The organism is Mesorhizobium sp. M1334, from assembly GCF_040317995.1.
In the GTDB taxonomy this organism is placed as follows: Bacteria; Pseudomonadota; Alphaproteobacteria; order Rhizobiales; family Rhizobiaceae; genus Mesorhizobium.
In genome coordinates this window covers 169591-181716 of the sequence record NZ_JAMYLM010000009.1, presented here as the reverse complement: position 1 = coordinate 181716, position 12126 = coordinate 169591, and the positions used below count along the sequence as shown (strand labels likewise).

8 protein-coding genes are annotated in these 12126 nt (G+C 64.6%); 7 read left to right on the top strand and 1 reads right to left on the bottom strand.

What is annotated here, in order from left to right; translation table 11 throughout:
* Positions 1–5 precede the first annotated feature (5 nt).
* Complete coding sequence (locus tag NKH17_RS18100) at positions 6–2432, bottom strand: glucan 1,4-alpha-glucosidase (RefSeq protein WP_352971553.1); 2427 nt, start codon at positions 2430–2432, stop codon at positions 6–8.
* 211 nt (positions 2433–2643) lie between these two features.
* Between NKH17_RS18100 and NKH17_RS18095 the strand changes: the two genes are divergently transcribed.
* From NKH17_RS18095 to NKH17_RS18065, 7 genes are all read left to right on the top strand, one after another.
* Entirely contained in the window at positions 2644–3657 is a 1014-nt protein-coding gene (locus NKH17_RS18095; RefSeq protein ID WP_352649408.1) for an ABC transporter substrate-binding protein, read from the top strand.
* 74 nt (positions 3658–3731) lie between these two features.
* A complete protein-coding gene (locus tag NKH17_RS18090; RefSeq protein ID WP_352701422.1) occupies positions 3732–5225 on the top strand; it encodes a sugar ABC transporter ATP-binding protein in 1494 nt (497 codons plus the stop codon).
* A gap of 1 nt (position 5226) precedes the next feature.
* On the top strand, positions 5227–6201 hold the full coding sequence (locus NKH17_RS18085; RefSeq protein WP_352480003.1) for an ABC transporter permease: 975 nt from the start codon (positions 5227–5229) through the stop codon (positions 6199–6201).
* A gap of 2 nt (positions 6202–6203) precedes the next feature.
* Positions 6204–7151, top strand: coding sequence for an ABC transporter permease (locus tag NKH17_RS18080; protein WP_023678189.1), 948 nt, complete (start codon positions 6204–6206; stop codon positions 7149–7151).
* Between the two features lie 120 nt (positions 7152–7271).
* Positions 7272–9335 (top strand): 3-hydroxyacyl-CoA dehydrogenase NAD-binding domain-containing protein, encoded by a 2064-nt coding sequence (locus tag NKH17_RS18075; RefSeq protein ID WP_352803424.1) that lies wholly within the window; start codon positions 7272–7274, stop codon positions 9333–9335.
* 193 nt (positions 9336–9528) lie between these two features.
* Positions 9529–10734, top strand: a complete 1206-nt coding sequence (gene pcaF / locus NKH17_RS18070; RefSeq protein WP_352803427.1) for a 3-oxoadipyl-CoA thiolase — start codon at positions 9529–9531, stop codon at positions 10732–10734.
* Between the two features lie 169 nt (positions 10735–10903).
* Positions 10904–11935, top strand: coding sequence for a BMP family protein (locus tag NKH17_RS18065; RefSeq protein ID WP_352901041.1), 1032 nt, complete (start codon positions 10904–10906; stop codon positions 11933–11935).
* The last annotated feature ends 191 nt before the right edge of the window (positions 11936–12126 follow it).

The following is a 12126-nucleotide window of genomic DNA, read 5'->3' as shown; positions in this document are numbered from 1 at the left end:
CTGCCTTACTTGAGGGATCGATGATCTAGTGGCTGTGACGCATCGTCGATACCAACGGAAAAGTCGACATTCTCCCAATGGCCGGCATCGGACCAGAAGAATGTGAAGACAATGCTATTGCCCGGAGCGGCGTCGGCAACCGGCAACTCTGCGAGATGGATGCCGAAAAGGTTCGCGGCGGTCTCGGTGTCATGGACGGTTGCCCAATTGTCGCTGCTCCAATGAACCACCGCCCGGGCCAGAAGTTCGATGCGCAGCGCCTTGCCTGCCGGGATGGTACGGATCTTGTGGTTGAAGCGCCATGCCCTGAGGCGCGACACCGTTCTGCCCTCGATATAGCGCTTGACGCCCTGTGGCGGCATGTCGAAGACGGCGCCGTCGCGGAGCGAACGCAGCAGCTTGATGTGCTCGGAATGCGCCCAAACCAGCGGCTTGGCGCTGCCGGAGGGGCCGCCATGCCGCAATTCGCGCTCCGGCATGTCTGGACCATCCCAGACCTGCTCCGGCAGCAGGCCGCCCGGCCCGGCGGAGCCCTCAAACGTCGCGAGCAGGCTTGCCGCTTTGTCCTTGCGCCCCGCCGCCAGCTCGTAATGCGCGCGCTCGCCGACCAGCAGCGGCCCGGGCCGCCCCTGGCCGGTTCCATCGAAGGGCGCGCCGTCCGCATGCTCACCGTAGCCGTCGCCGTTGTAGCGGTACCAGAGCGGCCCCTGCGGCAGCTCGCAACGCAATTGCGCGTCGATCACCTTGACCGTGTCGAGGATGCGCGGATCGTCGGCCGCCCTGAGGCCGAAACGGACCAGCGCCAGCGCGTCGGGGCTGACGATCGCCTTGGCCGGCCGGTCCGTATCGGCCGGCGGGCGGTTCTTGATCGGGACGTAGCCGTCTTTCGGCGATGCCGCGCCGGCTTTGTCGGGCGGCGCAATGCGGACATAGTAGCCCTCGACGCCGGCTTCATCGCCCGAGGAGCTACCGACGACGTAGGTCCAGCGCTCGATCTGATCGTTCCAGACATCGGCGGTTTCGCGCAGGTAGTTTGCCGGCTCTGTTTTGCCGACGGCATCGAACATGTCCGCAGCCGCTAGCAATGCGGCGATCTCGACGGCAAGCGTGAACGGGCTGTAGCCGGCGTCCTCTTCCCAGCGGTCTTCGCCGGTGACGGGGCCGTTGCGCACGACGTAGGAGGCCGCGCGCTCGATCATCGGCATGAAGGAGGAGAGTACCGCAGGCGGCAAATGCTCGGCGCGGCGCAGCGCGTCGGCGAGCAGCAGCGGGAAGGCGCATTCGTCCATCTGGATGCCCGGCCAATAGGCCGAACCGTCGAGCCAGGCGTTCTGCGGCCAATGCCCGTCCGGCTGCTGGATCGAGCGCAGATAGCCAAGGATGCGCAAGGCTTCCGCCGGGTCGCCGGCGGCGAGGAAACCGCCGGCGGTTTCGACCAGATCGCGCGGCCAGACCAGGTGATAGCCGCCCAGATCGTCGTCGCCCTTGTTGAAGCCCCACGGGATCGACAGGCTGGCGACGGCTGCTCCGGTCGACGAGCGGTGTGCCGCCAGCACCGCAGTGCTGATGCGGTAGGGATTGAGGCCGGACGCCGCATGCCGGTCCAGCGGCAGCAATCCGGCCTGCCATTGGCGCCATTTTTGACCATAGGATCTGACCGCGGGCTCAAAACCTTGCCTCAGGCTGGCGAAAGCGGTTTCCGCCGCCTGTTGCGGTGTCGTGCCGAAGCCGAGCGCCAGCAATATTTTTGGATTCGCGGCCGAAAAGCCGATCTCGCCGGTCAGCGCGACATTGCCATCCTCGGCCCTGCGGCAGGCCGGATCGAGCCGGCCGCCTTGACGAAGCTGCTGCCAGCCGTCGGAGGCGCCGACATAGCCGGCCGAGCACGCCTTCCACGGCAGCGACGAGGCGAGCGCCAGGCAGACGCCGCGTCCCGATGCAAACAGGACAGGCTGTCCTTCATGGCCGTCGATCCAGGCGGTGTTGCCCATCCCGGCGTTGACGAGGTGCGGCGCCAGCAGCGCGTAGACGCGGTAGTCGGCGGCCGCGCCTTTGAGCGGCGTGAAAATGATCTCCTGCAGCACGACAGGACGTTCCGGATCCGTAATGATCCGCTTTTGGATCCGGTAGCTTCCATCGGCCGCAGTGTTGACCAGCCGATAGGCAGGCACCCCGTCCTCGAGCGGTTCGATGCTGTGCTCGGCGTCGCGCTTTTCTTCCGAGAAATAGCCGTCGCGTCCGGTGACGATCAGCCCCAGATCGCGGGTGCAGGCGCTGTCGACGCGGGGATAGTAGATCTCGTTGAGAATACCGTGACTGATGGTGAACCAGATCGGGCAGGCCGGCGAGAGCGCAGTGCCGACGCCGCTCTTGGCGCTCGAGGTCCAGCGCGCCGGAATGCCGGGTGCACCCGGGGCAAGGTTCGCTGCCATTCAATCGGTCTCCAGTGCCATCCCTAGACCAGGAGCCGAACCCGTTTCAATCATTGCACCGCAAGTTGATCGCCGGCCATGGATTGCTGTTGACAGCTTGTCGCCCATCTGCATTTGTCTGATAATAGATAAAAAACAGCGTTGCGAGCGTATCAGCCATCAGCCAGCCATTAGCCACCAGTAAGACAGCAACTCACGGGAGGAGTATGACATGAAGAAAATATTCGTTTTGGGCGCCCTTGCGGCGATGCTCGCCTCGGGCACCGCGCTTGCCGACACCAGCGGCAAGAAAATCGCCTTCTCCAACAATTACGCCGGCAATTCCTGGCGGCAAGCGATGCTGGACAGCTACGCCATCGTCACCAAGAAGGCGGTTGCCGACAAGGTGGTCGGCGCCGCGGACGTCTTCACGACGGCCGACAAGGAAGTGCCGACGCAAGCAGCGCAAGTGCAGAACCTGATCCTGCAGGGCTATGACGCGATCGTCATCAACGCGGCGTCTCCGGATGCCCTCAACGGCGCCATCAAGCAGGCCTGCGACGCCGGCATCGTCGTCGTCTCCTTCGACGGCATCGTCACCGAACCCTGCGCCTACCGCGTCGTCGTCGACTTCAAGGACATGGGCAAGCAGGAAGTCGAGCAGATGGCCAAGTTCCAGCCCAAGGGCGGCAATCTCCTGGAAATCCGCGGTCTCGCCGGCACTTCGATCGACGACGCCATCCACGCCGGCATCCTCGAGGGTGTCGCTGCCCATCCCGAGTTCAAGATCGTCGGCTCGGTGACCGGCGACTGGGACCAGACAACGGCACAGAAAGCCGTCGCAACGATCCTGCCGTCGCTGCCGGATGTTGTCGGGGTGGTCGACCAGGGCGGTGACGGCTACGGCGCGGCGCAGGCTTTCGCCGCCGCCGGCAAGCCGCGCCCGACCATCATCATGGGCAATCGCCAGGACGAATTGCAGTGGTGGAAGGAGCAGAAGGACAAGGACGGTTACCAGACCTGGTCGGCATCGATCGCGCCCGGCGTATCGACGCTTGCCTTCTGGGTGGCGCAGCAGGTGCTCGACGGCCGCACCGACGTGCCGCACGACTTGCTGGTTCCCTATCTTGCCTTCACACAGGATGATTTCGAGGCCGCGCTGCCGAAGATTCCGAAGGGCGGCGTCGCCAGCCACGAATACACGCAGGAAGACGCCATCGCCGCGATCAAGGCCAACATCAAGTGAGCATGGCACTATTGTTGCCGCCACGGATAACCGGGTATCGTTGAGGGATGCCCGAGGCCAATGCAGACATCCTCATGCCGGACGGCGCCGAAAAGCTTTTCGGCGCCGTCAGTTTGGACATCATAAGACTGGACGGAGCCGAAAAACATTTCGGCGCCGTCAAGGCGCTCGCCGGTGTCGATTTCAGCGTTCGTGCCGGAGAATGCGTCGGTCTCGTCGGCCATAACGGCGCCGGAAAATCGACGCTCATGCATATGGTGGCAGGCACGCTTGCCCCCGACAGCGGGCAGATCGCGGTCCGCGGCGGTGTCGAGGCAAGTTATTCGGTGCCGCGCGCACAGCAGCTCGGCATCCGTTGTGTTTTCCAGGAACTATCGCTCTGCCCGAACCTCAGCGTCGCCGAGAACACGCGGATCAACCACGCGTCGCTTAATGGCTTCGGCTGGCGGCGCAAGGCGGCCGATCTGATCGCCGCCAAGCTGGACGAGATATTCCCCGGCCACAGCATCTCGGCATCCGACATCGTCGGTGATCTTTCCATCACCAGCCGGCAAATGGTGGAGGTGGCGCGCGCCTTCACGGTCACGCAGGAGCCGCTCGAACTGGTCATCCTCGACGAGCCGACATCCTCGCTCGATGCGCATACCGCCGGCCAGCTGCTGGCGTTCGTGCGCCGCTTCGTAGCCGCCGGCAAGAGCTGCATCCTGATCTCGCATGTGCTCGGCGAAGTGCTCGGAAATGCCGACCGCATCGTCGTGATGCGCGACGGCAAGGTCGTCGCCGCGGGGCAGGCCGATCAATTCGACCGCGACAGGCTGGTGACGGCGATGGGCGGAGCGGAGGCACGCGAGAAGGCCGCCGCAGAGATTGCGAGCGGCAAGCCGGAGCCCGGTCCGCTGCGGGTCCGGGCGCGGCCGGCGCGACAGCAGGACGGCAACGAGCTCGTCGCCCGTGCCGGTGAGATCATCGGACTTGCCGGACTTGCCGGGCACGGGCAGACCGATCTTTTGCTGGCTATCTTTGCGGCGGCTTCCCGCGCCAGGACCGGCATCGAGGTCACCGCGCCGGTGGCGCTGGTTGCCGGCGACCGCCAGTCGGACGGGATTTTTCCGCAGTGGTCGATTGCCGAGAACATCGGCATCCGTTCGCTGGCGCGATTGCGCAACGGCCTCTTGATCTCGCCGCAGCGCGAAGCCGAGCTCGCCGAGTTGTGGCAGCGGAAAATCGGCATCCGTACGCCCGACATGAACAACAACATCTTCTCGCTGTCCGGCGGCAACCAGCAGAAGGCGCTGTTCGCGCGGGCGCTCGGCTCCGACGCCAAGATCGTGCTGATGGACGATCCGATGCGCGGCGTCGACATCGGAACCAAGCTCGAAGTCTACGACCTGGTGCGCGAAGAGGCTCGCCATGGCCGCACTTTCCTCTGGTACACCACCGAAACCGAAGAGCTCGACAATTGCGACCATATCTATGTGTTCAAGAACGGCCGGATTGTCGCCAACCTTCGTCGCGACGAACTGACGGAGGAAAAAATCATCCAGTCGTCGTTCGGCGAGGCGGCCTGAGATGACAGCGGCATCCGTCGAGAATGGGCTAAGATCTTCGGCTCGCGCCACGAGGCGGGCGCGCATGCTGCGCAGCCTGCTGCCGGCACTGTCGCTGGCGCTGGTGCTCATCGCCATCGCCTGGCTCAACCCGCGCGCCATCAGCTATTTCGGCTTCAGCCTGATGCTCAATCTGGCGATCCCGATCGCACTGGCGACGATCGCGCAGATGTTCGTCATCGCCGGCAACGAGCTCGATCTGTCGATCGGCACCTTTGTCGGCTTCGTCGGCTGTGTGACGGCGACGTGGCTGAAGGACGCGCCGCTGCTCGGCGTCGTCATCCTGCTCGGGTCGATCGGCGTCTACGCGCTGCTCGGCGCGCTGATCCATCTGCGCAACCTGCCCTCTATCGTGGTGACGCTCGGCATGAGTTTCGTCTGGCAGGGCATGGCCATCCTCATCCTGCCCAAGCCCGGCGGCAAGGCGCCGGACTGGCTGCTGGCGCTGATGGCCTTCAAGCCACCCTTCATTCCGTTCCCGATCATCGCGGCATTGCTGATCGCGGCCGTCGTCCACTTTGGCCTGATGCGCACCTCCTACGGCGTCATCCTGCGTGGATCGGGCGGCAATTCAGCCGCACTCAAGCGCGCCGGCTGGTCGCTGCTGCGCACCAAGATCGCACTGTTTGCGCTGACCGGTCTGTTCGGCGTTTTGTCCGGCATGGCGCTGATCGGCATCACCACCTCGGCCGATGCCAATATCGGCAATGGCTACACGCTGCTTTCGATCGCCGGCGTCATCCTCGGCGGCGGCGAGTTCGTCGGCGGCCGGGTGTCGCCGATCGGCGCCGTCATCGGCGCGCTGACGCTGGCTCTGGCCGCATCGCCGCTCTTGACCTTCATGCACATTCCGCCCGACTGGCAGGTCGCCGCCAATGGCGCCATCCTGATCATCGTGCTGGCAGCGCGGGTGCTGATCAGCCGCAGGGAGAGGTGAGCATGGCTTCGCTGCGGACCCTGCTCGCCAGACCCTGGATCTGGTCATTCTTCGGGGCGCTGCTGGTGTGGCTGGCGACCATCGCCTTCACCGGCGGCTATGGCGGCGGCGGCATGATCACGGCGGCGCTGTCGCTCGCCGTCTTCACCGTCATCGTCGGCGTCGGCCAGATGTTCGTCATCACGCTCGGGCCGGGCAATGTCGACCTGTCGCTGCCGGCCAACATCGGCCTTGCCAGCGCCGTCGCCATGAAGGTCATGGACGGCAATGATGCGATGATCGCGGTCGGGCTGCTGGCCGCGCTTGCCTGCGGCATGGCGATCGGCGCCGTCAACTACCTTCTGATATGGGCGCTGCGCATTCCGCCGATCATCGCGACGCTGTCGGCCAGCTTCGTCATCCAGTCGGTCGATATCAGCTATGGGCGGGGCCTGCAGATCAAGCCGCCGCCGGGCTTTGCCGACTTCACCAACTGGCAGGTGTTCGGCATCCCGGTGCTGGCGATCCTCACCGTGCTGTTCACCATCGGCGCCGGCATCGTTTTGCAGCGCATGATCTACGGACGCTCGGTGCTGGCGATCGGCCAGAACATCCGCGCCGCCTGGCTGGCCGGCGTCAATGTCGGCCGCACCCGCTTCCTCACCTACACGCTGTCGGGCGCGCTCGGCGGCCTCGACGGCGCACTGCTCGCCGGCTATTTCCGCGGCGCCAATGTCGATATCGGCAATGAGTATCTGCTGGCCTCGATCGCGGTCGTCGTCATCGGCGGCACGTCGGTGGCTGGCGGCAAGGCCAATGTGCCGGGGGTCTGGGGCGCGGCGCTGTTTCTCGTGCTGCTGTTGACCATGCTCAACACATTCGGCGTCAGCGTCGGCGTCCGCCTGGTGCTGACAGGGCTGATCATCGTCGGCGTCATCACCGCCGCCGGTGGGCAGAAGGCGCTGCGCTAAGGCAAGGCACCCGGCGGCGAGGGGATAACGATCCGGCCCGCAAAACACGTGGTTCCCATCCGCATGCCAGCGCTGTAAATCCCGTCGCGCTATTGGCCAACATCGTTGTATGAGGTTTGCGTGTCCGATTTCGTCAGCACCACAAGGCATGGCAAAGTCGCGGTGGTGATCATCGACAATCCGCCGGTCAACGCGCTGAGCTTCCATGTGCGCGAGCCGTTGATGCGGGCGCTCGTTTCCCTGCGGGACGAGCCGTCGGTCGGAGCAATCGTGATCGCCTGCGCCGGGCGGACCTTCGTCGCCGGCGCCGATATCACCGAATTCGGCAGACCGGCGCAGCAGCCGGAATTGCGCGCTATTGTCGCCGTGCTGGAAACTATCACCAAGCCGACGGTCGCAGCCATTCACGGCACTGCGCTCGGCGGCGGCCTGGAACTGGCGCTCGGCTGCCATTTCCGTGTTGCCGACCGAACGGCAAGGCTCGGCCTGCCGGAAGTCAAGCTTGGCCTGCTGCCGGGCGGCGGCGGCACGGTTCGTCTGCCGCGCCTGGTTGGTCCGCTAAAGGCACTCAGCATGATCGTTTCGGGAACGCCGATCGGTGCTGCCGAGGCGCTCGCCGACGGCCTGGTGGATGCCGTCTTCGATGGCGACCTGATCGCGAAAGCGGTGAGTTTCGCCAGCGAAACGGCCGCGAAAGGCGGTCCGTTCACGCCCGTGCGCGACCGCAATGATCGCCTTGACCAGGCCGACTTGCCGGCTTTCGACAAGCAGGCGGCAGCGTTTTCCAAAAAAGCACGCGGCCTCGAGGCGCCGATCGCCTGTGCGCAGTCGGTCCGCAACGCCCTGACGCTGCCCTTCGACGAAGCGCTGGTGGCGGAGCGCGACCTGTTCCTCAAGCTTGTCGCCGGTGACCAGTCACGCGCGCAGCGGCATCTGTTCTTCGCTGAACGTGAGGCGGCAAAGATTACCGGCAAGGATGTCGTCAGGCGCAAGATCGCCCGGGTCGGCGTCATCGGCGCCGGCACCATGGGCGGCGGCATCGCCATGGCGTTCGCCAATGGCGGTCTTCCCGTGACCTTGCTGGAGACGACGCAGGAAGCATTGCAACGCGGACTGACGACGATCGACAAGAATTATGCCGTTTCCGTTATCCGCGGATCGCTGAGCGAAGACGCCAAGCGCGAGCGGCTGGATTTGTTCAGGGGCAGCACCGACTATGCCGACCTCGCCGATTGCGACCTGATCGTCGAGGCCGTATTCGAGGAGATGGCGGTCAAGAAGGATGTCTTCGGCAGGCTCGATGCGGTGGCCAAACCGGGCGCGATCCTCGCCACCAACACCTCCTATCTCGACGTCAACGAGATCGCCGGTTCGACGTCGCGGCCGCAAGATCTCCTCGGCATGCATTTCTTTTCGCCGGCTAACGTCATGAAGCTTTTGGAAATCGTCCGCACCGACAAGACTTCGCCCGACGTGCTGGCGACCATCGTCGATCTGGCACGGCGGATCGGCAAGGTGCCGGTCGTCGTTGGCGTCTGCCACGGCTTCGTCGGCAACCGCATGCTGGCGGCGCGGGGTTCGGAACTGGAGACGCTTCTGCTGGAAGGCGCAATGCCGCGCCAGGTCGACCAGGCGTTCACCGATTTCGGCTGGCCGATGGGGCCGTTCGAGATGAGCGATCTCGCCGGCCTCGACATAGGCTGGCGCAACCGCAAGGCGCGCGGCCGGACGGCCGTGATCGCCGATGCGTTGTGCGAACAGGGACATTTCGGCCAGAAGACCGGCAGCGGCTTCTATCGTTATGAGAACGGTTCGCGCACGCCGCTGCCCGATCCCGAGGTCGAGACGCTGATCCGCAACAAGGCTGCCGAACGCGGCATCGCACCGCGGCCAATCGGCGCCGAGGAGATCATCGAGCGGACGCTCTATCCGATGATCAACGAGGGCGCCAGAATCCTCGAGGAAAAGATTGCCGCCCGCGCGTCCGATATCGACCTTGTCTGGGTCAACGGCTACGGCTTCCCGGTCGGCAAGGGCGGGCCGATGTTCTGGGCGAGCCTCGAAGGCGTGGACAAAATCATCCAGCGGCTGCATCACTGGCACGAGCAGACCGGCAAGGACGTCTTTCGAGTGGCACCTCTGCTTAGGCAAATGGCCGAAACCGGTTCCTGGGACGGCGGCTAGTATCAACGCCGGCCAGGCGCTGGTGATCGACGGCGGTGAAAGCATCGGCTGATCCGCCGCTCCGGCGGGCGGCAGCTGAAATTGTCTTTGGCCGAACGGCCGGCGGCAAGATGTGCTTTCGTCTCAAGGAAAATGCGGCCAACATGGCTGGGCCGGGAGCAGAAATCATCAGCGCAAACGGGATGGCTGCATAATGGCCGAGGCCTATATCTGCGACTACATCCGCACGCCGATCGGCCGCTTCGGCGGTTCGCTGTCAACGGTGCGTGCCGACGACCTCGGCGCGATACCTCTGAAGGCGCTGGTCGAGCGCAACCCCGGCATCGACTGGGCCGCCGTCGACGACGTCGTCTATGGCTGCGCCAACCAGGCCGGTGAGGACAACCGCAATGTGGCGAGGATGTCCCTGCTGCTGGCCGGCCTGCCCAAGGAGGTTCCCGGCTCGACCGTCAATCGCCTCTGCGGTTCGGGCATGGATGCGGTGATGATTGCTGCCCGCGCCATCAAAGCCGGCGAGGCGGAGCTGATAGTATCAGGCGGCGTCGAATCGATGAGCCGTGCTCCGTTTGTCATGCCGAAGGCCGAGAGCGCCTTTTCGCGCAATGCCGAGATTTATGACACCACGATCGGCTGGCGCTTCATCAATCCGCTGATGAAGAAGCAATACGGCGTCGATTCGATGCCGGAGACCGGCGAGAACGTGGCGGAAGAGTTCGCTGTCTCCCGCGCAGACCAGGATGCGTTTGCCGCGCGCAGCCAGGACAAGGCCGTAGCCGCGCAAGCCAATGGTCGTCTGGCGAAGGAAATCACGCCGGTGACGATCGCGCAGCGCAAGGGCGATCCGGTCGTTGTCGACAGAGATGAGCATCCGCGCGGGGGCACGTCGATCGACTCGTTAGCCAAGTTGCCGACGCCGTTCCGGCAAGGCGGCACCGTCACCGCCGGCAATGCGTCGGGCGTTAACGATGGTGCCGCAGCGCTGATCGTCGCCTCGGAAACGGCCGTGAAAAGATACGGGTTGACGCCGATCGCCCGCATTCTCGGCGGTGCCACCGCCGGCGTGGCGCCGCGCATCATGGGCATTGGCCCGGTGCCGGCCACGCAAAAGCTATGCGCCCGGCTCGGCCTGCGGCCGCGACAATTCGATGTCATCGAGCTCAACGAGGCCTTCGCCTCGCAAGGCATCGCCGTGCTGCGCCAACTCGGCATTGCCGAGGATGCGGAGCACGTCAACCCGAATGGCGGCGCCATCGCGCTCGGCCATCCGCTCGGCATGTCCGGGGCGCGCATCACGGGCACGGCTGCGCTGGAGCTTCGCGAACGCGGCGGCCGCTACGGCCTCGCGACCATGTGCATCGGGGTCGGCCAGGGGATCGCGGTGGCGCTCGAGAGATTGTGAGCAAGCAGCTCCGGTCGTTCTAAAGGTGCGATTACACGAACGTTTACAGCAGTTCCGTCCGGCCAAATTTGACCATGTGGACAAAAGCCGGGCACCGTTCCATAGTTCCTTCGCCGATATTCCAGAGAAGAGAGCCGGCTCGACACGGCGCCAATCAGAGGGGCATGCAATGCACAACGGGAAGAGCAGAATCCAATCGAAACGCGAAGGGCTTTCGCGACGCAACGTGCTGGAGCTGGGCGCGCTCGGCCTGGCGGCGGCGATGCTGCCGGGCAGCGCCTTTGCCAAGACCAAGAAGCTGAAAGTGGCGGCGATCTTCGCCACGCCGATCGAGGAGCCGTGGGACAACCAGATCCATGTCGCCCTGCAGAAGGCCGAGAAGGAACTCGGCATCGAATACAAATGGTCGGAGAAGGTGCAGACCGCCGATTTCAGCCGTGTCATGCGCGAATATGCGCAGGGCGGCTATGAGCTGGTGCTGGGCGATGCCTTCGCCGCCGAGCGCGAATCGCGCAGGACCGCCAAGCAATTCCCGAAGACCGCCTTCCTGTTCGGCTCCGGCGCCGGGCCGGCCGAGCCGAATTTCGGGGTTTTCGACAACTGGATCCACGAGCCGGCCTATCTGTCCGGCATGATTGCCGGAAAAATGTCGAAATCGGGCACGATCGGCGCCGTCGCGGCGATGGGCATTCCGGAAGTGAACCGGCTGGTCAACGCCTTCTTTGCCGGTGCCAAGGAGGTCAATCCCAACATCAAGAAGAAGGTCGCCTTCATCGGCTCGTTCTTCGATCCGCCGAAGGCAAAGGAAGCTGCTGTCGCCCAGATCGACGCCGGCGTCGACGTCATCTATGCCGAGCGCTTTGGCGTCATCGAAGCGGCGGTCGAGAAAAAGATCCTCGCTATCTCCAACATGTCGGACCAATCGAGCCTCGGCCCCGACACGGTGATCACCGGGCCGGTCTGGGACATGTATCCGACGGTCGAGCAGGCAATCAAGCTGGTCAAGGCCGGCGTCTTTACGGCGCAGGATTACGGTGATTTCTCGCGCATGGCCAAGGGCGGCTCCTACCTCGCGCCCTATCACAAGTTCGACAAGACGCTGCCGGCCGAGGTCAAGGACTTGGTCGAAAAGAAGAAGGCCGAAATCCTCGACGGCAATTTCCGTGTCGATGTCGATGAGAATACGCCGGTCTCGGACTGAGCGGCGCATCCCTCCCCTCGAGGGGAGGGTGGCCCGCAGGGCCGGGTGGGGTTCTCGGCGACGCGCTCCATCTTTTTTCGGTCTAAACGTCGAGGCGGTTGAGACGACCCCTCCCGCCTCGCTTCGCTCGGCACCCTCCCCTCAAGGGGGAGGGATATCGGCGTCAACGCCACCAGGATCCCGCCTTGTCA

Bases quoted from the DNA above. Each gene is read 5' to 3' on its own strand.
- NKH17_RS18100 (WP_352971553.1), bottom strand. From the start codon at position 2,432: ATGGCAGCGAACCTTGCCCCGGGTGCACCCGGCATTCCGGCGCGCTGG.
- NKH17_RS18095 (WP_352649408.1), top strand. From the start codon at position 2,644: ATGAAGAAAATATTCGTTTTGGGCGCCCTTGCGGCGATGCTCGCCTCG.
- NKH17_RS18090 (WP_352701422.1), top strand. From the start codon at position 3,732: ATGCCGGACGGCGCCGAAAAGCTTTTCGGCGCCGTCAGTTTGGACATC.
- NKH17_RS18085 (WP_352480003.1), top strand. From the start codon at position 5,227: ATGACAGCGGCATCCGTCGAGAATGGGCTAAGATCTTCGGCTCGCGCC.
- NKH17_RS18080 (WP_023678189.1), top strand. From the start codon at position 6,204: ATGGCTTCGCTGCGGACCCTGCTCGCCAGACCCTGGATCTGGTCATTC.
- pcaF (WP_352803427.1), top strand. From the start codon at position 9,529: ATGGCCGAGGCCTATATCTGCGACTACATCCGCACGCCGATCGGCCGC.
- NKH17_RS18065 (WP_352901041.1), top strand. From the start codon at position 10,904: ATGCACAACGGGAAGAGCAGAATCCAATCGAAACGCGAAGGGCTTTCG.